The 19,255-nt window shown below is 62.8% G+C and carries 21 protein-coding genes, 1 pseudogene and 1 riboswitch; of the genes and pseudogenes, 8 read left to right on the top strand and 14 right to left on the bottom strand.

Annotation, left to right across the window (positions count from 1 at the left end; genetic code table 11):
• A partial coding sequence (locus tag YY7_RS0145740; RefSeq protein WP_028168901.1) for a transposase occupies window positions 1-233 on the top strand: 233 nt, incomplete at its 5' end.
• A gap of 428 nt (window positions 234-661) precedes the next feature.
• The gene (locus tag YY7_RS0145735; RefSeq protein ID WP_196237440.1) at window positions 662-1,141 is read left to right on the top strand and encodes a DUF4262 domain-containing protein; all 480 of its coding nucleotides are present in this window, start codon (window positions 662-664) and stop codon (window positions 1,139-1,141) included.
• A 127-nt stretch (window positions 1,142-1,268) separates the two neighbouring features.
• Here the strand turns inward: YY7_RS0145735 and YY7_RS0145730 are convergent, their stop codons facing one another.
• The 10 genes from YY7_RS0145730 to YY7_RS55395 all read right to left on the bottom strand — a co-directional run bounded on the left by YY7_RS0145730 (window position 1,269) and on the right by YY7_RS55395 (window position 9,512).
• Entirely contained in the window at window positions 1,269-1,523 is a 255-nt protein-coding gene (locus YY7_RS0145730) for a hypothetical protein (protein ID WP_028168899.1), read from the bottom strand.
• 145 nt (window positions 1,524-1,668) lie between these two features.
• Window positions 1,669-2,232 (bottom strand): mismatch-specific DNA-glycosylase, encoded by a 564-nt coding sequence (locus tag YY7_RS55400; RefSeq protein WP_035692753.1) that lies wholly within the window; start codon window positions 2,230-2,232, stop codon window positions 1,669-1,671.
• Window positions 2,229-2,615, bottom strand: coding sequence for a RidA family protein (locus tag YY7_RS0145720; RefSeq protein ID WP_028168898.1), 387 nt, complete (start codon window positions 2,613-2,615; stop codon window positions 2,229-2,231). The genes YY7_RS55400 and YY7_RS0145720 overlap by 4 nt, the downstream gene beginning before the upstream one ends.
• 709 nt (window positions 2,616-3,324) lie before the next feature.
• Window positions 3,325-4,095 (bottom strand): hypothetical protein, encoded by a 771-nt coding sequence (locus YY7_RS0145715; RefSeq protein ID WP_028168897.1) that lies wholly within the window; start codon window positions 4,093-4,095, stop codon window positions 3,325-3,327.
• Window positions 4,096-4,104: 9 nt separating this feature from the next.
• Window positions 4,105-6,003, bottom strand: coding sequence for a phosphomethylpyrimidine synthase ThiC (thiC, locus tag YY7_RS0145710; protein ID WP_028168896.1), 1,899 nt, complete (start codon window positions 6,001-6,003; stop codon window positions 4,105-4,107).
• A gap of 25 nt (window positions 6,004-6,028) precedes the next feature.
• Complete coding sequence (locus YY7_RS0145705; RefSeq protein WP_028168895.1) at window positions 6,029-6,637, bottom strand: thiamine phosphate synthase; 609 nt, start codon at window positions 6,635-6,637, stop codon at window positions 6,029-6,031.
• Window positions 6,624-7,406, bottom strand: a complete 783-nt coding sequence (locus YY7_RS0145700; RefSeq protein WP_028168894.1) for a thiazole synthase — start codon at window positions 7,404-7,406, stop codon at window positions 6,624-6,626. Before YY7_RS0145700 ends, YY7_RS0145705 begins: the two co-directional genes overlap by 14 nt.
• 184 nt (window positions 7,407-7,590) lie before the next feature.
• Window positions 7,591-7,788: a sulfur carrier protein ThiS gene (gene thiS / locus YY7_RS0145695; RefSeq protein ID WP_028168893.1), complete on the bottom strand. Its 198-nt coding sequence runs from the start codon at window positions 7,786-7,788 to the stop codon at window positions 7,591-7,593.
• Entirely contained in the window at window positions 7,779-8,792 is a 1,014-nt protein-coding gene (locus YY7_RS0145690) for an FAD-dependent oxidoreductase (RefSeq protein ID WP_028168892.1), read from the bottom strand. The genes thiS and YY7_RS0145690 overlap by 10 nt, the downstream gene beginning before the upstream one ends.
• Window positions 8,780-8,921: riboswitch (TPP riboswitch) on the bottom strand. (Overlaps the previous gene by 13 nt.)
• Before the next feature lie 54 nt (window positions 8,922-8,975).
• Window positions 8,976-9,512: a lytic transglycosylase domain-containing protein gene (locus YY7_RS55395; protein WP_080664146.1), complete on the bottom strand. Its 537-nt coding sequence runs from the start codon at window positions 9,510-9,512 to the stop codon at window positions 8,976-8,978.
• Window positions 9,513-9,794: 282 nt separating this feature from the next.
• Here YY7_RS55395 and YY7_RS0145675 point away from each other — a divergent pair, with 282 nt between their 5' ends.
• Window positions 9,795-9,995, top strand: a complete 201-nt coding sequence (locus YY7_RS0145675; RefSeq protein ID WP_028168891.1) for a hypothetical protein — start codon at window positions 9,795-9,797, stop codon at window positions 9,993-9,995.
• Window positions 9,996-9,997: 2 nt separating this feature from the next.
• Here YY7_RS0145675 and YY7_RS0145670 read toward each other — a convergent pair whose 3' ends face one another.
• On the bottom strand, window positions 9,998-11,326 hold the full coding sequence (locus YY7_RS0145670; RefSeq protein ID WP_028168890.1) for an ATP-binding protein: 1,329 nt from the start codon (window positions 11,324-11,326) through the stop codon (window positions 9,998-10,000).
• Window positions 11,327-11,328: 2 nt separating this feature from the next.
• Window positions 11,329-12,081 (bottom strand): response regulator, encoded by a 753-nt coding sequence (locus YY7_RS0145665; protein ID WP_028168889.1) that lies wholly within the window; start codon window positions 12,079-12,081, stop codon window positions 11,329-11,331.
• A 171-nt stretch (window positions 12,082-12,252) separates the two neighbouring features.
• Between YY7_RS0145665 and YY7_RS0145660 the strand changes: the two genes are divergently transcribed.
• From YY7_RS0145660 to YY7_RS0145645, 3 genes are all read left to right on the top strand, one after another.
• Window positions 12,253-12,813: a hypothetical protein gene (locus YY7_RS0145660; RefSeq protein WP_028168888.1), complete on the top strand. Its 561-nt coding sequence runs from the start codon at window positions 12,253-12,255 to the stop codon at window positions 12,811-12,813.
• A 219-nt stretch (window positions 12,814-13,032) separates the two neighbouring features.
• On the top strand, window positions 13,033-13,410 hold the full coding sequence (locus YY7_RS0145650; protein WP_028168886.1) for a PRC-barrel domain-containing protein: 378 nt from the start codon (window positions 13,033-13,035) through the stop codon (window positions 13,408-13,410).
• A 142-nt stretch (window positions 13,411-13,552) separates the two neighbouring features.
• Window positions 13,553-14,086, top strand: coding sequence for a PRC-barrel domain-containing protein (locus YY7_RS0145645; protein WP_028168885.1), 534 nt, complete (start codon window positions 13,553-13,555; stop codon window positions 14,084-14,086).
• Window positions 14,087-14,256: 170 nt separating this feature from the next.
• Here YY7_RS0145645 and YY7_RS0145640 read toward each other — a convergent pair whose 3' ends face one another.
• Window positions 14,257-15,558, bottom strand: a complete 1,302-nt coding sequence (locus tag YY7_RS0145640; RefSeq protein ID WP_035692749.1) for a serine hydrolase domain-containing protein — start codon at window positions 15,556-15,558, stop codon at window positions 14,257-14,259.
• 906 nt (window positions 15,559-16,464) lie between these two features.
• On the bottom strand, window positions 16,465-17,313 hold the full coding sequence (locus tag YY7_RS0145630) for a DUF1499 domain-containing protein (protein WP_028168883.1): 849 nt from the start codon (window positions 17,311-17,313) through the stop codon (window positions 16,465-16,467).
• A 799-nt stretch (window positions 17,314-18,112) separates the two neighbouring features.
• Between YY7_RS0145630 and YY7_RS0145625 the strand changes: the two genes are divergently transcribed.
• Together YY7_RS0145625 and YY7_RS61435 are read left to right on the top strand one after the other, a co-directional pair.
• The gene (locus tag YY7_RS0145625; protein ID WP_245287668.1) at window positions 18,113-18,928 is read left to right on the top strand and encodes a hypothetical protein; all 816 of its coding nucleotides are present in this window, start codon (window positions 18,113-18,115) and stop codon (window positions 18,926-18,928) included.
• 176 nt (window positions 18,929-19,104) lie between these two features.
• Window positions 19,105-19,255, top strand: a pseudogene (locus YY7_RS61435) (IS5/IS1182 family transposase); the annotation flags it as partial.

Genomic DNA, 19,255 nt, shown 5'->3' with positions numbered 1-19,255 from the left:
TACCGCGGAGCAGCGACGGCCCAGGGGTGCTGGCTTGGCGCGCCCGCATGGCCAGTGACGCCGGCAAGGCACAGTACCAGGCCCGCTCGATCTGCGAATGCATCCATGCCCGCTGGCGCAACTGGGACCTCAGGCAATTGACGGTGCGCGGCATCGAAAAGGTCCGAGCCGTCGTGCTCTGGTACGCCCTCACCAACAACATCCTGCAGGGACATCGCCTCGCCAACCCATAGCTGCGCCAAACCATAGCGGCGCGCAAATCCCGCCCCGCTCCACCGTCGAGGNCTTCAACATCCGCTACTTCGGATGCCGTCTACCCGAAAACCGAATTGGTTCTCAGGCTCTACGGGTCCTCCGCCTTCAAGGCTCGTCCGGCTTCTGCAATGGCTCGCGTGTTACGGAGCTTGTTAACAATTATAAATTGTATTATGATGCTGCATTCAATTGATCATTGTTTGTTTGTACGAAGAGGAGTTGCCGTAGCGGGCAAAAACGCGCCCCGACTTCGAGAAGAATCCGGCGCGCAGCGCATCGCGCTGGTCGTGTCCGATGTAGCGTAGGCAAAGCGCAGTGTGCCCACTAGTGCGAGCGGAGTCTTTGATGGTGGCACGGCGCGATAGACGCGCCTTCACCTTACAGCTCCTCTCAACGAGAGATGCCGATGCTTGATGACTTCAAATGGCCTGACATCGAAGGCGAGGCGGACAAGGCGATCATTCGCAATATTCGCAAGCACGGATGCCATATCGTGGGCATCTTGGACGGTAATCCGGCATATGCGTTCTCGGTTGGCCTGTTTCTCAACTATGGCCACGCCGAGGTGGTGATCTTCGGCCTGCGGGCCTCCGACTCTGCCTCGATCATCAATGATATTCGCGACCGGGCGGCTGCAGGACGGAACTACGCCGCGGGGGATATCTGCGATGATATCCTGACGGACCGCCAAGTCGCATTCGCAGAGGTGCCGTTGCAGGCGTATGACGCGTATCTGGGAACGGCGATTTGGTTCTATCGCAAATGCCGGCGCCCGTTTCCATGCCTGCAGATCGTGTGGCCAGATCGCGAGGGATACTTCCCCTGGCAGACCGGACATGACGCCGCCTTGAAGCAGTATCAGCCGGTGTTGAAGTCTTTCTCCTGAGGTGCGAAGTGCCCGAGAAGGGTGGGCAAAGCGAAGCGTGCCCACCATCCACGGTTGGTGCAAGAAAGGTGGGCACGGCGCGATAGACGCGCCTTCGCCCACCCTACGCGTATTGCGATTCCACAACTCACAACGTGCAGCGGCGCTGTGTCCGCATCTGTTGCTGCTCGGCCATCGCGGCGGTGAAGGTCGGGACCGGCTTGCTGACGACCTGGTAGGTCGAGGGCCACTGCATCGGTTTCTGCTGCAGGTCCTCGTTCCAGATCTGGCAGATGCCAGTGTTCTCCCAGCGGATCACGTAATAGCCGGCCTCTGCGGGCCTGGCGGCGAAGGCCGCGACAGCGGAGCAGGTGGCGAGGCAGAGGGCGGTAGCGCGACGCATGACGTATCTCCTGTCGAATTGTTCTTCTGCCTCCGCGATTGGCCGAGGCGCCGCCGATCTTTTGTGATCGTTTGTGGCGGTATTGGTACGGCAAGAGCCTGCTCCCTCGAAATCGGGAGGCTGCAATGATTTCATCAACAGCAGTTCATCGGCGACTTCGAGCGACGGTATGTTGATCCTCCACTCGTTCGCCAGCCCGCAGCCAATCCGCCAGTTCCTGCCACGGCTGCAACGACCAGCTTCCCGAAGCCGCGCCCGATGGCGACGCCAGCACGAAGATATCCGGAAAATCCGGAAGCGCAGCTTGCCGGCCGAGCGCGATCGCCGGCGTCGGTCGTCCGAAGAACAGAGATGCAGCCTTCTTGCTGGTGAATGCGATGGTCTTCGGCCGGTAAGCCAGCATCTTGTTCCGGAACGCGGGCACATCGATAGGGAAGGCGAGCGCCTGGTGGTCCATGCCCGCGCCCGTCTTGCACATGTCGGTGAAGCCGATGCCGAGTTCGAGCAGCGCCGGAAATTCATGCGGTTCAAAGCGGCGCGGTGTGATGCCGACCTCATGCAGCGTCCGCCAGAAGCGATTGCCGGGATGCGCGTAGTAATGGCCGAGGTCGGCTGACCGCTGGCTGGCGGCGGTGCCGACGAAGACCTGGCGAAGATCGGCGGCAAGCTGGTCGGGCAGCCGCTCGCGCGGAGCGGGCGCGTCGCTCATGAAGCGCGAAGGTGTGCGACGCCCTCGATCTCCATCAGCATCTTCGGATCGGGCAGCGCCACCACCACGCAGGTGGTGCGCGCCGGGTAGGGCGCCGGCCCGAACGCCTCGGCATAGAGCTTGTTCATCGCGGCGACATCGGAGGCGCGCGTCAGCAGCACGTTGACCTTGGCGAGATCGCGCACCGTCGCGCCCGCCTCGTCCAGCACGCGCTTGAAGTTGGTGACGACGTTGGCGAACTGTGCCTCGAACGTATCAGGCAGCCCGCCATTGGCATCGAAGCCGGGAATGCCGGAGATGAACAGGAGATCGCCGACGCGGGCGCCGAACGAGAGCGGCGGCGCCTTGACGCCGGGTGGGGGAGGGAAGTGCTTTATGGACATGCATGCATCCTCGTCGTTGGACAGATGGGATGCAGGATAGATCAGTGGCCGATATGAGCCAACCGATCGCGCGAATGCACGTTGATGAATAGGCTTCTCAATATGCGGGACGTGCCCGCCCGATCCAGGCAGCCAGCCCCTCAGGGCAGAACTGCAAAGATCGTCCGACCGACGACACAGCCCAGATCAAGGAGCGTTGATGGTGCCAGTCTGCGATGGTGAGAAGAACTAGAGGAGGCTTCTGTTGTCGGAGAAAAATCGCTCGCAGAACCTGCGGATGTGGTCCGGCAGATCGTTAACGGCAGATGACTTCCTGGACTCATCGCAGTCGAGGCGAGGTTGCGTTCCGGCTGCTCTGTTCGCGAGGTGCGCGCCGCCGCTCTCGGCTCGATCCTCAATCCGACGGCGAAATGCAGCTCTTGCCTTGGCGCGGAAGGCGCTATTCGATCGCATGTCGTTGTCCCCATGTCCGCCAATTGAGACCTGCGCGTGTTTCTAGGATGTCTGGAGAATCTGACTAGCTACCAAAATGGCTGGCAACGGCATCCGAAAGTTTGTCGTTAGGGGACCCCTTCAGGTTCGAACATTTCTCGGGCGCGCCATGGCTGCAACAGAACGACCGGGCGGGTGCCCGGCGGTTCTCGCGGCTGTGAATGTTCAGACTAGGTCCTGGATTCGGAGGCCCGCCCTCACCTTGAATGCGGCTTGGCTATTCTGCCGCTCGGGCCACGCGCACGTCGTTGACGCCCTGCTGCTGGGAAATGACCGAGCAATCGGTGTGTCCTTGTCCTTCCACAGGTTGAAGGATGTGGGCGGCAACTAACATGGCACGGTCATCAGAACAAAACTCTGATGACTTACGATCCAACTCTTCGAGGCTTCTCGGAAATGAAAGAATACAGGCATCGGGGCTTCGTAGGCCCGCGACCCGTGCAATTGACTTGAGGATTAGCTTGTATGCGCGCCTCGCGGTGATCTCGGCACCTCCGCGGTGCTGCTGCTTTGGGTCCGCGACGTCGAGCCGAGCCGTTGAAACCACGCCGACGTGATAAGGAGTAGTCTCATTGCCGAAACTCGTCGAGAAAACATAGCGCCAAGGGGATGCCTTGAGATCGAACGGAACGAGCAAGTATTTGAATGACCGCGGTCCCCCATCCGTAGCAGTTGCCCGGATGAACTGATCTCCAACCTTGTCCACGTCGAACTGGGTCGGGGTTGCGAGCAATTCAGGGCCGAGTTGAAGGTCCAATGTTTGCGTTGAAACGGGTGCAGATAGCACTCGTTGGAGAGCGCAAACCAGCGGCTGAACGAAATCGACGCTCTTCAAATCCGAATGGATATAAAGAATGACCTCGCTAGGTGCAGTGAGGCCGCTGCTCGCCACGTGTGGCAGTCCCTGCGCCCATGAAACGGTTACGCTGACGGGAAGCCAAACAGTGACGAACAGAGGCAATAGTCCGCGGGTCAAACCCTCGCGCATCGGTTACTCTCAGAGCGCCTGATTGCTCTCCTTCACCTTCTCCGCATCCAGGTACACATCGCCGCCCATCTCCTTGAACTTGGCACTCATCGCCGCCATGCCATCCTCGATGGTACCCTGCATCGACATCCCGACGCTCGCCGGATCGTTCAGCGTTGCGGCGTAATCCCGCACGTCCTGGGTGATCTTCATCGAGCAGAATTTCGGACCGCACATCGAGCAGAAGTGGGCGACCTTGTGGGCTTCCTTCGGCAGGGTTTCGTCGTGGAAGTTCTTCGCGGTCTCGGGGTCGAGGCCGAGGTTGAACTGGTCGGTCCAGCGGAAGTCGAACCTTGCGCGCGACAGCGCGTCGTCGCGGAGCTGCGCGGCGGGGTGACCCTTGGCGAGGTCGGCGGCATGGGCGGCGATCTTGTAGGTGATGACGCCGGTCTTGACGTCGTTACGATCGGGGAGGCCGAGATGCTCCTTCGGCGTGACGTAGCAGAGCATGGCGCAGCCGAACCAGCCGATCATGGCGGCGCCGATGCCTGACGTGATGTGGTCGTAGCCCGGCGCGATGTCCGTGGTCAGCGGCCCAAGCGTGTAGAACGGGGCTTCGCCGCATTCCTTGAGCTGCTTGTCCATGTTGATCTTGATCTTGTGCATCGGCACGTGGCCGGGGCCTTCGATCATGACCTGGCAGCCCTTGTCCCACGCGATTTTTGTCAGTTCGCCGAGTGTCTCCAGTTCGGCGAACTGCGCGCGGTCGTTGGCGTCGGCGATCGAGCCGGGACGCAGGCCGTCGCCGAGCGAGAACGAGACGTCATACTTGCGCATGAGGTCGCAGATCTCGTCGAAATGGGTGTAGAGGAAGCTCTCCTTGTGATGCGCCAGGCACCACTTCGCCATGATCGAGCCGCCGCGCGACACGATGCCGGTGACGCGGTTGGCGGTGAGATGGATGTAGGGCAGGCGCACGCCGGCGTGGATGGTGAAATAGTCGACGCCCTGTTCGCACTGCTCGATCAGCGTGTCCTTGTACAATTCCCAGGTCAGCTTGACCGGATCGCCGTTGCATTTCTCCAGCGCCTGGTAGATCGGCACGGTGCCGATCGGCACCGGCGAGTTGCGCAAAATCCATTCGCGGGTGGTGTGGATGTTGCGCCCCGTCGAGAGGTCCATCACGGTGTCGGCGCCCCAGCGGATCGCCCACACCATCTTCTCGACTTCTTCCTCGACCGACGACGTCACGGCGGAGTTGCCGATATTGGCGTTGATCTTGGTCAGGAAGTTGCGGCCGATGATCATCGGCTCGAGCTCGGCATGGTTGATGTTGCTCGGAATGATGGCGCGGCCGCGCGCGATCTCTGAGCGTACGAATTCCGGCGTGATGAAGGCCGGCACCGAGGCGCCAAAGCTTTCGCCGTCGGCGAGCGCGGCTTCCGCGCGCTCGAGCTGTTGCTTGCGGCCGAGGTTTTCGCGCTCGGCGACGTAGATCATCTCCTTGGTGATGATGCCGGCGCGGGCGAATTCGAGCTGGGTCACCTTGTGGCCGTCGAGGCCGCGCAGCGGCTGGTGATGCGCGGTGAAGGCGCGCGCTGCCTTCTCAGTGGAGAGGTTGCCGTTGTCTTCCGGCTTGATCGTGCGCCCCTCGTATTCCTCGACGCCGCCGCGCTCCTTGACCCAGGCGAGACGATTGCGCGGCAGGCCGGCATTGACGTCGATCACGATGGACGGATCGGTGTACGGGCCCGAGGTGTCATAGACAGGAAGATTGGGCTCGCCGGCGCCTTCACTCAGGATGATCTCGCGCAGCGGCACCCGCACATCAGGCGCCGTGTCGGGGGTCGAGAAAATCTTGCGCGAGGACGGTAGTGGCCCCGTGGTGACGGCGGGAATGGTGGTATCAGGGTTGGAACGGATGTTCATGGAGTTCCTCCTTAAACTTCTTACTTCAGGCGGCTTTGGCTGAAGCGCCAAGCCATTGTCTGACCCGCGCATCGGGGTCGGCGTTCTGGGTGATGTCGGAGACGACGGCAATCGAGTCGGCGCCGGCGGCGAAGATTTCCGCGGCCTGCTCGAACTTGATGCCGCCGATCGCAACCAGCGGGATGTCGCCGATGCGCTTCTTCCATTCGGTGATCTTCGGAATGCCCTGCGGCGCGAAGCGCATCGATTTCAGTGTGGTCGGGAAGATCGGGCCGAGTGCGATGTAATCCGGCTCGGCCTTCAGCGCGGTGGCCAGTTCCTCATCGTCATGGGTGGAGATGCCGAGCGTCAGCCTGGCGTTGCGGATCTCGGCGAGATCGGCGCCCTCGAGATCTTCCTGGCCGAGATGCAGATGCTCGGCGCCGGCGACGATCGCCGCGCGCCAATAGTCGTTGACGACCAGCTTTGTCGGTGTGCCCTTGGTCACCGCGAGCGCATCGGTGACGATCTGCAGCGCTTCGGCATCGTTCAAATCCTTGGCGCGGAGCTGGATCGTGCCGACGCCGAGTTTCGTCAGCCGCTCGACCCAGGCGACGCTGTCGACGACGGGGTAAAATGGATCAGGATAGGGCATGCCAGAACGGAGTCCCGATGACAGGGGTGGAGGGGGAGGCGAAATCGCGCGCGTCCATCAGTCCGGCCTCATAGGCGGCGCGGCCGGCCTCGATGCCGAGGCGGAATGCATTGGCCATCGCGACGGGATCGGCGGCCTTCGCGACCGCTGTGTTGAGCAGCACCGCGTCATAGCCGAGCTCGAGGGCGTGGGCCGCATGCGAGGGCGCGCCGATGCCGGCGTCGACCACCAGCGTGATGTCGGGCAGGCGGTCGCGCAGCAGTTTTAGCGCATCGCGGTTGGTGATCCCCTTGGCGCTGCCGATCGGCGCGGCCCACGGCATCACCACCTTGCAGCCGGCATCGACCAGCCGCATCGCCACCGAAAGATCTTCGGTGCAATAGGGGAATACCTCGAAGCCGTCCTTGACCAAGATCGAGGCGGCTTCGACCAGGCCGACGACATCGGGCTGCAGCGTGTCGTTGTCAGCGATCACTTCGAGCTTGATCCAGCTCGTTCCGAACAATTCGCGCGCGAGCTTTGCGGTGGTCACCGCCTCGCGCACGCTGCGGCAGCCGGCGGTGTTCGGCAGAACCGTCACATCAAGTTCGCGGATCAGCGACCAGAACGCATCTCCGGTTTTACCGCCGGCGGCTTCGCGCCGCAGCGACACGGTGACGATGTTGGCGCCGGACGCGCGGATCGCGCCTTGCATGATCGCGGGCGAGGGATAGAGCGCCGTGCCGATCAAGAGGCGGGAGGAGAAGGTCTTGCCGTAGAAGTTCAGCATGGTGTCAGTGTCCCAACGCTTGCAGCCCAGCACTCACCCGTCGTCCCCGCGAAAGCGGGGACCCATAAGCACAGGCCGTTGTTGTGAACGCGAGCGTCCACCAGAGTGCCACAAGAGAGATCACGCGGTATGGGTCCCCGCTTTCGCGGGGACGACGAGGGGAGAGAGGCTGCGGTCATGGCGATCACCCTCCCTGCCGGGGCGTGATGATTTCGATCTCGTCGCCGGCTTTCAGCGCGGTCTCGGCCCAGCGGCTCTTGGGCAGCACGTCGTAATTCAGGGCGATCGCGAAATGGGTGCCTTCGTAGTCGAGCTCGGCGAGCAGCGCGTCGATGCTCGCCGAAGTGATCTCCCGCGGCTCGCCGTTGACGATCACGCGCATCGCATCACCTCATTGTCGATCTGGCCGCGCTCGACATAGGCGAGCGTCAGTTCCGCCAGCGCCGGCGCCAGCAGGAAGCCGTGGCGGTAAAGGCCGTTCACCGAGATCTTCGTCCGGTCGATCGTGATCCGCGGCAGATTGTCGGGAAAGGCCGGGCGCAGGCCGGAGCCGAATTCGAGGATGCGCGCTTCGGCAAAGGCCGGGTGCACCGCATAGGCCGCGCCCAGAAGCTCCAGTGCCGAGCGGACGCTGACGCCGGTGTCCTCGGCCTCGATCGAGGTCGCGCCCAGCATGAACAGATGATCCTCGCGCGGAATCACGTAAAGCGGCCAGCGCGGATGGATCAGCCGCACCGGACGCGACAGCTCCACCTCCGCGGTCTCGATCAGGATCATCTCGCCCTTGACGCCGCGCAGCTCCGGCTCTCCGTCGCGCGCCGACAGGCCGCGGCAATCGATCACGATGCCCTCGAGATCCTCCGCGCTGATGTCGCTGTTGAACTTGATGATGCCGCCGGCGGCGAGGATGCGCTCATGCAGCCTGGGCAGCACGCGGCGCGGCTCGACATGGCCCTCGGCCGGGAAGAACAGCGCGTTGCGGAAACGGCCATCGAGCGAGGGCTCGAGCTGCGCGACGCCTGACGCATCGAGCCGCTCGTGGCCTTCGGTCATCCGGGCAAAGCGCTCGAAATCGTTGCGTTCGCGCGCGTGCGCCACCACCAGCGAGCCGTTGAACGGCGTATCCGGCAATTCGCGCCGCCAGATATCGAGCGAGCGCAGGCCGAGCCGGCTGATGATGGGTTCGGCGACCTCGGCCTCGCAATAGGGCGCCAGCATGCCGCCGGCCCAATGGCTTGTGGATTCCGTCATCGCGGCGTCACTGCGCTCGTGCAGAGTGACGGCGTGACCGGCCTGCGCGAACAATAACGCTTGCCATGCGCCTGCGATGCCTGCGCCGATGATAGATACGGGGGAATCCCCCCGCGAAGACTTGCTCTGGTACATCCCTGTCCCTTCGCCGGTATGACCCGGATCAGGTTCAAAGGGTCACCGCGGTCCCGGATATCGGCCGGAATGGCCAACGCCAAGCGTGCGGTATCTCAGCTCCTCCTCGGAGCACCCCTCGGAACGCGTCTAATGTAAGCGGATACGCCGACCTGTCAACGCCGCGCTTCGCGGCCGTGCCCCTCAGTTGCCGGGGACCTGCTGTGCGTCGGCGTCGGCCGCGCTTTCCGGCGCCTCGGCCTCGGTCTGCTCTTTTTGCGCTGCGGCGGCAAGCGTCGGGCGGGATTCTCTCTTGGATTCCTTGAGGTGCTGCAGCCGCTGCTGCTTGGCGGCGTAATAATACCCGGCGGCGTAGTAGCGCACGGCGCGGTCATGGTTGCCGCCGGCGGCGCGATAGGCGCCCGCGAGATATTTGATGCCATAGGTGAGGTTGGTTTCGGGATCGCGAAGGCCCGCCGCATCGCCCTTGTAGCCAAGGCCGCGGGCGGTCGCGAGCTTGATCTGCATCAGCCCGATCGCGCCGCCGCGTCCGACGAGGTTCGGCTGATACTTGCTCTCGCGCACGATCACGCGGTGCACCAACGTATCAGGCACCAGATTGGCCTGGGCATGGGCGGCGACCAGCGCCTCATATTGCGAGCGCTGCTGCGCCTGCGCAGGCGAGCCTGACAGCACCGCGGCAACAGCCGCAAGCAAGGTGAGGGCGAAAGGGAGTTTCATCGGGCGAGATCTCGGCGACGGAATGGTCTGTTCCACTTACGCAACCGAATTGTTGCGGCCGCCGGGCAGATATGTGGCGAAAGCGGGGCGTTATGCGACGGACTTTAGTAAAGTCTTAGACGACGATTTGCTGCACGGCCGCAAGCTTCTTGTCGCGCAAATGACTCAAAGCCGCCTTAGGATTTTGCATGGCAGGCGCGGGGTTCAGTGCGTTCTGCCGATAAATCAAGAAACGCCAATCAAGAAAACCGACCAAGAAAAGTCGATAACGGGAGACGCATCATGACCCACTTTGATTCCGCTGATCTGCCGCGTGGAAATCCTTGCGCACAATGCGGCAAGCCGATCGCGAAGCCGGACTGGGTCGAGCAGGATGGTGGCCGGATATTCTATCTCTGGCATTGCCGCGCCTGCGATTACCGCTTCGAGGCCATTGCGATCTATCCGGAGCACGGCAGCGAACACGCGCCGCTCGCGGCCTGACGTCAGGCGGCTGAGCGTCGGCTCTCCGCGCGCATCGGCAACTCGATCCGCGCGAGGAGTCCGTGCGGCTGCTTGTCGTGCAGCGACAATGTCCCGCCATGCGCGAGCACGATCGCGTTGGTGATGGAAAGCCCGAGGCCGAAGCCTTCGGACTCGTCCATGTTACGCGCATCGTCGCCGCGCACGAACGGCTCCAGCACATCCTGCTTGCGCGCATCCGAAATGCCGGGGCCATCGTCCTCGACTTCGATTGTGATGCTATCAGGCGCAGTGCGGAGCCGGATCGTCGCCTCACTGCCGAAGCGGACTGCGTTCTCGACGAGATTGGTGACGCTGCGGTGCAGGTCTTCCTGCCGCACGGTTGCCATCGCGTGTGCGGGGCCGTCGTAGCCCACCTTGTGGCCCATGTCGGAAAACTGGTCGGTGGCGAGCTGCAGCGTGCTGGCGATATCGGTCAGCGTCATCGATTCCAGCCTGCGGTCGTTGCGCAGGAACGACAGCACCTGTTCCAGCATTGCGCGCATCTGGTCGAGATCGGCAAGCATGCGATTGCGATGAGTCTCGTCCTCGATGAATTCCGAGCGCAGCCGCAGCCGCGTGATCGGCGTGCGCAAATCGTGGCTGATCGCGGCCAGCATCTTGGTGCGGTCCTCGATCAGGCTGGTGATGCGCTCGCGCATGCGGTTCAATGCTTTCGCGACCGAACGGATCTCTTCCGGTCCACGTTCGGGCAGCGGCGCGGCGGCGCCATCGAGGCTGAAGTTTTCGGCGGCGCGGGCGAACGAGGAGAGCGGCGCGGTCAATGCGCGTGCCGCCCACAGCCCGAGCAGCGCGACGCTGATGACCATGAACAGCAGCGTCATCATCCACGGACCGCCGAGGACTGGCGGCCGGTGCGAATCCGCAAGCAGCCTTGCCGATATCATCGCGCCGTCGGGCAGCACGACGCCGATCCGCGCGCCGTCGCCTGCCAGCGGAAACAGCCGATAGGTGGCGCCGAGCCGGCGGTGGAGCAGGTGCAATTCGCGCTCGTTCAGTTCGCCGGCAGCAGGCGTGGTGCCGGGCGGCAGGCTTTCGACGCCGAGCTGCGGAAAGGTGTTGTTGATGTCGGCGGACAGCCGCTGTCGTTCCGACGCTGCGGCGGCGCCGAGAAGTTGGATCGCGCTGGCGAGCTGGGCATGTCCGCGGTCGCCAACCGGCTCCGACTGGTCCGGCCGTGAGATGAGGAAGATCGTGGCGATGATGACGTGGATGGCGATGATCGAGGCGACCACCAGCGCCGCGATCTGCCCGCTGATGCCCCTGAGATTGAGGAAGCCGGAGAGCTTCATCGTCAATTGCCCGCCGCGGTCACCGCTTCGACTGTTGCTGCTTCCACCCTTGGTGTGAACATGTAGCCGCCGGCGCGCACCGTCTTGATGATGGTGGCTTCCTGCGGATCGGGCTCGATCTTGCGGCGGATGCGGCTGACCAGGACGTCGATCGAGCGCTCCAACGAGCCCGCGTCGCGCGCGCCCGTGAGGTCGAGCAGGCTGTCGCGCGACAGCACGCGGCCGGGCCGCTCGCACAATGTCCTGAGCAGGTCGAACTCGGCGCTGGTCATGGCGACCTTGGCGCCTTCGGGGTTGCGCAATTCGCGCAGGCGGAAATCGATGCGCCAGCCCTGGAACGTCAGCACGGTCGCGCCTTCGATGGCGCTGGCGTTGCGCGCCGCCGCCTGCCGCCGCAGCACTGCGTTGATCCGCGCCAACAGCTCGCGCGGATTGAACGGCTTCGGCAGATAATCGTCGGCGCCCATCTCCAGGCCGAGGATGCGGTCGACGTCCTCGCCGCGCGCGGTCAGCATGATGATCGGCGTCTGCGACGTTGCGCGCACCTTGCGGCACAGGCTGAGGCCATCCTCGCCCGGCAGCATGACGTCGAGGATCAGGAGATCGACACGGTGATCGGTCATCGCGCGGACCATCTCGCGACCGTCGCCGGCGGTGGTGACGTTGCAGGCGTTGTTACGCAGATATTTCGCGATCAGGCTGCGCGTCTCGCGGTCGTCCTCGACGACAAGGATGTTCGGCTGCGGCTGGGCCATGCTGACCTTTTGTCAATGATTCCGGACGAGTGGCGGAGATTTTTGTTTCCGAATGTTTCTGAGAACCGAGCGGTAACAGAACGTAACAGCCTAAAAGGCGCTGTTAAGACCGTTGACCACACCGTCCCGGCGAGTTCTGCGCGTACCTATCAGAATCATTTGGAGCATTCCATGACCGCGATCTCGGCTGCCTCCGGCAGCACCTATCAGTCGCCCTTGCAGCGGCTGCAGGACGAACTGCAGTCCGAAATCAATTCCGGCGCCATCAGCTCGTCCGATCAGGACGCGCTGTCATCGGCGCTGACGGATATCGACGTCTCGATGCAAGCGAGCCGCGCCACCGATCAGACGAGCGGCACGCGGCCATCGCCGGACGAGATGAAGTCCAAGCTGGATGATCTCATCAACCAGGAAGTCTCGAGCGGCAAGCTGACCAGCGATCAGGCGACCGAGTTGCAGGGCGTGTTCAAGGCCGCCTTCGCGCAGGGCCCCGGTGGTAGCCATGGCCCCCATGGCGGCGCCGGTGGGCCACCGCCGTCGGATGGTTCAACCTCGACCGATGAAGCCGGCGCCACGAGCAATTCCGTCAGCGACATCCTGCAGAAGTTCCTGCAGTCGCTGCAGGAGTCGCTGTCGGCGTCGGCGTCGAGTTCGTACAATTCGGCCGGCAGCGCGAGCACATCGGCTAACGGCAGTTCGTTCTCCGCGCTGCTGGTCGACTACCAGAGCTAAAGGCACGGCTCCTTCCCTACGAACAGCGCGTAGCCCGGGTGGAGCGCAAGCGTAACCCGGGGCCGCTCGTCAACGTTGACGCAGGTGTCCCGGGTTTCGCTTCGCTCCACCCGGGCTACGCGCCCTTCCAAAAGGGAAGGGGGGTTGTCTCGTTGATGGCGTAGGAACCAGTCGTCGAATGTGGCGTTGTCTCTCTCGATCATTTGCGGGGAGGGCCAGATGGCAGCCGACGCCAGCACCAAACCGCATCGGCTCATTGCCAGCGACCGTGTCGAGGGCACCGCGGTGCGGCGGCCGAACGGCGAGATGATCGGCCACATCGAACGGCTGATGATCGACAAGGTCACCGGTCAAGTGTCTTATGCCGTGCTCAGCTTCGGCGGATTCTTCGGCCTCGGAACCAATCTGATTCCCTTGCCCTGGGTGCGGTTGCGCTACAACACGCGTTTCGAGGCCTATGAGCTCGACATATCAGATGAAGAGTTGAAACGCGCGCCGTCGTTTCGCGCCGACAAGGATTTCGATTGGGGCGATCGGTCGCAGGAAGCCGAACTGCGTCGCTACTACGGTATACCGCCTTATTGGGGCGGTTTCTGAAAGCGCATGCTCGCCGCTTAACTCTGAACTTTCGACTGGCGCTCTATTTGTTCGGCGCCGCAAGTTCCGTGTCACTTGATACGGAACGCTTGCTGACGTGCCGGGTTCTCTCAGCATCGATTTCGAACTGGAGGATCCGATCATGTTAGCGAAGTATACCATCACTGGTCTCGCGGCTTCGGCCTTGCTTGCAAGCGTCGCGTTCGCGCAAACGCCGAATACGGCGACTGGCGATCGCCCGAGCACCGCGGCGACCACGTCAACCACCGCTCCGTCGTCGTTCCACGGCAACTGGCGCGCGTCGAAAATGGCCGGCCTGAATGTCTACAATGACAACAATGAGAGCATTGGCTCGATCAACGACATGTTGATGGACAAGAGCGGCAATATCAAAGCGGTCGTGATCGGCGTCGGCGGCTTCCTCGGCGTCGGCGAGCATCTGGTCGCCGTGCCCTTCGAGAAGGTCAAGTTCGTCAACGAGCCGGTCGCCTATACCGGCGCGTCGAACACCGGCGCAAAGCCGGCGAGCGGCGCTGGCTCTTCGACGACCACGGGCGCGGCCACAAGCTCGACCTCGAGCTCCAAGTCGAACCCCTGGTACCCAGATCACGCGGTCTACAACGCGAGCAAGGAAGAGCTGAAGGCGATGCCGGAGTTCAAGTATTCGACCGAGTAAGGTTCTCGCCTTTTCCGAGCAAAAACGCGCCCGGTTCTGCCGGGCGCGTTCTTGCATCAGGGCGTGTAGGTCCGAGAAGGGCCAATACGGACAATCGATCTTGCCAGGCGCTGGCCTGGCGTAGGCGCGAAAGATCCGAGAAATGGGAAATAAAACGGGTTTGCGGTTGGTTACTTGCGCAAGCCCCTCCCCATCGCCTCGTAGATCATCGACTTCAAGTTCAGTTGGATCCGTCCCCCCTGTGTGGGCGACATCACCATGAAGACTCCAAGCATGTCGTCCACGGGGTCGACGAAATAGAAACTGCCGCCGGCGCCGTCCCAACGGTATTCGCCGAGTGGCCAGTCCGTATTCGGAGGTGGCGAGGTGCGCACGGCAAAACCAAGACCGAAGCCACTGGTGGGGCCTGGAAAATAGAAGGGATCATGAATGATCCCGGTTTCCGGTCCAATCTGATCCGACGTCATCAGTGCGACCGTCTCACGCTTGAGGTACCGCTTGCCGTCCAACTCACCTCCATTCAGCAGCATTTGCAGGAAGCGGGCGTAGTCTCCTGTGGTCGAGACCAAGCCCGCTCCACCCGACTCCCAGCGCCGCGGCAATGTAGGATCGTTGATTCCGGCAACTCGAGAGCGATCGACAGGAAATCCCCTGGCGATCAGTGGCCACTTCGCTTTGTCCGCGACATAATACGCGGTGTCGGACATGCCGAGCGGATCGAACAATCGCTGCTTTTGGAACTGGTACAGCGTCTGCCCCGAGGCCACCTCGACGACACGGCCCAGCACGTCGGTTGAATGGCTGTAATTCCAACGCGTTGCGGGCTGATCGGCAAGCGGCAGTACTGCGATCCGATCGGCGAAGTCGGCGTTATTGAAATCCCCCGCATACAATAGAGGATTCGCATAGAGTTTCTGCACCTGGGTCTCGCCGTAGAAGCCGTAGGTGATACCTGAGGTGTGCCGCAATAGATCCCTGATCGTAATCGGGCGCTTCAACGGCTCGAGCTTGAGCGGATACTTTCCTGCTTCGTCGGACATATCGACGCCGACTTTGGCGTCTGCAAAGGAATGAATGTATTTCGATACGGGATCGTCGAGAGCCAGCTTGCCTTCGTCGACCAGCATCATCGCCGCAACCGACGTAACGGCCTTCGACATCGAATAGATCTGGAAGATCGTGTCCGGCGTCATCGGCAGCCCCGTGTCGGGGTCCCGCACGCCGAAGCATTCGAAATGGACTGGCTTGCCATGTTGTTGGATCAGCAGGATGCCGCCAGGAATCTTGCCGCTCGTGATCTCATTGCGAATGGTCTCGTCAAGCTGCTTCAGGGCCGCGGGTGAAAGAGTTGCTACAGCCGGCGTTTCGGATTCGGCGCGCAGCTCGAACGCCAGGCCGATGACCAGGCAAAACGCGAACGCTGCCGCGGCAACGCAGCGCAGTGTGGTGTTTTTGGTTTGCCATTGCTTCATAGACGGGCAGCTCAAGGGGGCCGCTGGATGCGCTCGCGCTCCGAAGGGGTCTGCTCCAGCAGCACGAAGAACGTCTCCTGCTTGCGGTTGATGACCATATAGCAGCCAACGACGTTTTCCAATTGATTGCCAAGGTCAACCGCGCTTCCGGACCAACACCCTGCGCGGTACCCACAACGTGGATCTGCCATGCCGCTGCGATCGGATCGATCGGGGTGGTGAACGGTCGTGTCACTCGCTACGAGTTCCTCGTATGACTGGGTCCTCGCGCGAAAGTGTCCGCTGAGGGGCAATCCCGTCATTCTTCTGGACTGGCTTTGGGGCGCCAAGTTCTGAACCGCCGGAACGACCACCACTCGAGCCGCCTGTAGGAGTCAAATTCGAACTCACTGAGGCGACCGGGCAAGCCCTGGATGACTATCTGAAGGCAACCGATAGGACCCTCTGTTCACCGGGCGAAGGGCGCCGAACTGCAGCATGACCACGCGCCAGTACGCGCGGCTGCTGTCTGGCTAGCTGGTATAGGCTAGACCCTCACCTTTTCGGAACAGACTCACTCCGTCGAACAAGGCAACGCTCATCTAGCGGCGTACAGGCAACTTGCGTGGCACAAATGCTCCCGCATGACCGCTATGGGCCTTGGCTGTGTGGAAACGCGACGGCGCTTAAATTGCAGAGAAAAGCATTCCCTTTGTCGTCGCTTCTGAGATTCGGAGAGCATACTGAGCTCCAGTACCGCGTAATGTGAGAAGTAGATTCTCCACGCTTCGCCAATTTTCGCGTTTTCACGCAGCCAGGGTGAAGACTCGTCATTCGGCGATGTTGGCTCGATGTCCGGTTTGCCCGAAAGCGAGCGTGGCTGGGCGATTTATGAGTACAGGCCGCAGCGGCGTCCGACCCTCCGCCTCACTTCTTCACCGTCTTTGCCTGCACCTTCGGCGGTACCGGTGCCTTCTTCGGCGCGGCTTTCGCGTTGTCGACGGCGGTGTTGATGTCCTCGATCAGCTTCGACACGCGCGCAGCATTGCTGCCGAGGTCAGCCTCGAAATAGCGCGAGGCCGAGCGGATATCGACCCGCGAATCCTCGCCGTCGGGCATGATGCGGATCGCGACATCCTCGCGGAAGCCCATGATCGGCGTGCGCGCCACCGCCTCGATACGGCCGATGCGGCGCGGTGGCGTCGGCGGACGCTCATCGATCACGAGCCATTTGCGCCGGTTCACCAGTTGCAGCGTCACCGCGTAAGCGCGGTCCACCGGCACCTCGAGCTCGACGGTCTCGATATCGGGATAGGCGCGGCGCTGCTGATCGGCTGAGTAGAGCCCGGCATAGACGGCCGAATTGGTGTCGTCGCTGGTGCGCAGGCGCGACAGCGCCTCGAACCGCGGCGGATCGATCGGGTCGGTGGTGATGTCGTGGATCGGCGGCAGCCGGCGATATTGCACGGCGAGATAGGCGGGATAGGCGAGCACCAGCGCGTTGATCAGGAAGGCCAGAAGGATGCGGCCCATGCCGCGCGAACCATTCTGCCAGATCGCGGCGAAGGCGGCGAAGCCAAGCAGGATCGAAAGTCCGGCACAGGCCAGCGCACCGAAGAAGGTCGCCAGCGCCGGCTTCATCTCCAGGAAGCCGAAGCGGACGATGAGGATCGAGACGATCACCGCGACGGCGGAGAAGATCGCGAGGTTGCGTGCCCAGGTGGCGAGGCTGGACACCGGCTCCGACTGATAGGGAACAGAAAACCTGCGGGCCATCGGTGAGAACCGCCGTGTTGTGGCTTGGCCCACTGCAAGGGGCCGGTTGAAAACTCTCAGCTTGAGACCACGGCGGCCCGGCAATTTCAAGGTTTGCGGCGATATGGGACAAGGTACGGGAAAATTTGGCAACCTCACCGATTAACCATTCAATCAAAGTGATCTCTAGTTGTCGATTGACTCGGCGGAACTTTGGGCTAAAGGCTCCACTCTAGGTTGTCGGAACCGCTGAAGCAAAGGGACCGTCCTGGCGAAGGACATCGGCCAACGGCAATCAAAAAAAGGATAACGGCGGGCGTCAGCCGGAAGCGTTGCAAGAGGACCTAAGCTCACGGTCGTCGCCGCAGGCGGACCGGAGGTGCGCGGTTGCATCCTCATGGGCTGTAAGGATCGCGAACAGCGTAGCCGGCGTACATCAGCGGGCTGGTGGGCAGCCGCCTCAGGGCGAGCGTTCAGTATGAATGGCGGCAGGGACGAAGGCTACGTTGATCCGAACGATCCGACCTACTACGCCCCGCGCGAGCCGTGGGAGCGGGCGATAAGCGGGCAGCCGGCGGCGCCGCTCAGACGGTCCGCGGAGCCTCCATCGTTGACTGTCGACGATCCGCCCTTGCAACCGCTGCGCAAGCCTCGACGTCGCGACCATTCGGAAATGTTCACCAAGGCCGTCGCCCAAGCCATGCAGGAAGCGATGGAGCCCATGGAAGCGCCATCCGTTCTCCGCAATTCGGGAAGGCGCGCGCTGCTCCGCGTGGGAGCGAGGTTCGCGATCGCGGCAGCGGTTGCGGCAGCCATCGCGATGATCGTCGTCATGGCGATTCCGGCGTCGCAAAGTCCTGGGGTTCAGTCGAACGCCATCGCATCGATCTCGTCTTCCTGGCAGTCGCTTAAGACCTCGCTGTTTCCGGCGCCGCAACGCAAGCGGGCTGCGACCCTCGCCGTCGAAGACAGCAGCGGGCTCGCCGACGACGCGCTGCCACTCGGGCTGCGCGTGGGTGCTCCCCCTCCTGGTGCCGTCATTGCCATCAACGGATTGCTAGCCGGCGCGCGGCTGACGGCTGGCAAGCGCGTCGCCGCCAACGAGTGGCGCGTGTCCGCGTCGGAGATTTCCGCCGTGTCGGTCATTCCGCCGGACGGCTTCGTCGGCCAGATGGTGGTGACGGTAGAATTGCGTGACGGCGACGGTGCCGCGCTCGTGGGTAGTTCGATCCGGCTTTCCTGGAAAGCCGCTGCCAGCGTTGCGGCGCGGCCACCGGCGGCTGTCGTGGCTGCGGTGCCGGCTCGGCCTGCGGCCGCTTCCCCGCCGCCGCAGATGGACACCGTGCGCAATCTGGATCCGAAGGAAATTTCCGTTGTCGTCAAGCGTGGACAGGATTTGCTGGCCAGCGGCGACATCGCGGCGGCGAGGCTACTGCTGCTGCGCGCCGCCGAAGCACGAGACGCGCGCGCCGCGCTGCTCCTTGCCCGGACTTATGACCCGATCGTGCTCAAGCAATTGGGCGCCAGTGGCCCGCTCGCGGACCTCGCGCAGGCCCGCAACTGGTATCAAAAAGCGAAAGAATGGGGCGAACCCGAAGCTCAGCGCCAGCTTGATGCGCTCGCGCCCCCGCGCTGAGGGCGCATCAACTTGCGCCGGCTGTAGGGTGGGCAAAGCGAAGCGTGCCCACCATAATCACTCCGCTCGTGATGGTGGGCACGCTTCGCTTTGCCCACCCTACGAGACTGTGAATCTTTTTATATCGGGCGCGTGGCAGCTGTGATTCTCTTCGCGGATTGATTTGCAGGAGGGGGATGATGGCTGGTGACGAGTTGTTTGGAGAGCTGCCGGANCAAGCGGAGCCACGGGCCGAAGCAGTGCGGCGCGGTGCGCCGCGGCTGCGCGAGCCGGTGCGCGACCAGGTCGAACTGCGAGCGGTCGATATCGACAGCCTGATCGGACAAG

The organism is Bradyrhizobium elkanii WSM2783 (assembly GCF_000472865.1).
Lineage (GTDB): Bacteria > Pseudomonadota > Alphaproteobacteria > Rhizobiales > Xanthobacteraceae > Bradyrhizobium > Bradyrhizobium elkanii_A.
The sequence above is the reverse complement of the archived record's forward strand: the minus strand, read 5'-3'. Positions and strand labels throughout refer to the sequence as shown.

Coding starts and splice junctions, on each gene's coding strand:
- YY7_RS0145650 (WP_028168886.1), top strand. CDS start 13,033: ATGGCAGCCGACGCCAGCACCAAACCGCATCGGCTCATTGCCAGCGAC.
- YY7_RS0145665 (WP_028168889.1), bottom strand. CDS start 12,081: ATGGCCCAGCCGCAGCCGAACATCCTTGTCGTCGAGGACGACCGCGAG.
- YY7_RS0145660 (WP_028168888.1), top strand. CDS start 12,253: ATGACCGCGATCTCGGCTGCCTCCGGCAGCACCTATCAGTCGCCCTTG.
- YY7_RS55400 (WP_035692753.1), bottom strand. CDS start 2,232: ATGAGCGACGCGCCCGCTCCGCGCGAGCGGCTGCCCGACCAGCTTGCC.
- thiS (WP_028168893.1), bottom strand. CDS start 7,788: ATGCGCGTGATCGTCAACGGCGAGCCGCGGGAGATCACTTCGGCGAGC.
- YY7_RS0145735 (WP_196237440.1), top strand. CDS start 662: ATGCTTGATGACTTCAAATGGCCTGACATCGAAGGCGAGGCGGACAAG.
- YY7_RS0145730 (WP_028168899.1), bottom strand. CDS start 1,523: ATGCGTCGCGCTACCGCCCTCTGCCTCGCCACCTGCTCCGCTGTCGCG.
- YY7_RS0145720 (WP_028168898.1), bottom strand. CDS start 2,615: ATGTCCATAAAGCACTTCCCTCCCCCACCCGGCGTCAAGGCGCCGCCG.
- YY7_RS0145700 (WP_028168894.1), bottom strand. CDS start 7,406: ATGCTGAACTTCTACGGCAAGACCTTCTCCTCCCGCCTCTTGATCGGC.
- YY7_RS0145640 (WP_035692749.1), bottom strand. CDS start 15,558: ATGAAGCAATGGCAAACCAAAAACACCACACTGCGCTGCGTTGCCGCG.
- YY7_RS0145670 (WP_028168890.1), bottom strand. CDS start 11,326: ATGAAGCTCTCCGGCTTCCTCAATCTCAGGGGCATCAGCGGGCAGATC.
- YY7_RS0145715 (WP_028168897.1), bottom strand. CDS start 4,095: ATGCGCGAGGGTTTGACCCGCGGACTATTGCCTCTGTTCGTCACTGTT.
- YY7_RS0145690 (WP_028168892.1), bottom strand. CDS start 8,792: ATGTACCAGAGCAAGTCTTCGCGGGGGGATTCCCCCGTATCTATCATC.
- YY7_RS0145705 (WP_028168895.1), bottom strand. CDS start 6,637: ATGCCCTATCCTGATCCATTTTACCCCGTCGTCGACAGCGTCGCCTGG.
- YY7_RS0145675 (WP_028168891.1), top strand. CDS start 9,795: ATGACCCACTTTGATTCCGCTGATCTGCCGCGTGGAAATCCTTGCGCA.
- YY7_RS0145645 (WP_028168885.1), top strand. CDS start 13,553: ATGTTAGCGAAGTATACCATCACTGGTCTCGCGGCTTCGGCCTTGCTT.
- YY7_RS0145630 (WP_028168883.1), bottom strand. CDS start 17,313: ATGGCCCGCAGGTTTTCTGTTCCCTATCAGTCGGAGCCGGTGTCCAGC.
- YY7_RS0145625 (WP_245287668.1), top strand. CDS start 18,113: ATGATCGTCGTCATGGCGATTCCGGCGTCGCAAAGTCCTGGGGTTCAG.
- thiC (WP_028168896.1), bottom strand. CDS start 6,003: ATGAACATCCGTTCCAACCCTGATACCACCATTCCCGCCGTCACCACG.
- YY7_RS55395 (WP_080664146.1), bottom strand. CDS start 9,512: ATGAAACTCCCTTTCGCCCTCACCTTGCTTGCGGCTGTTGCCGCGGTG.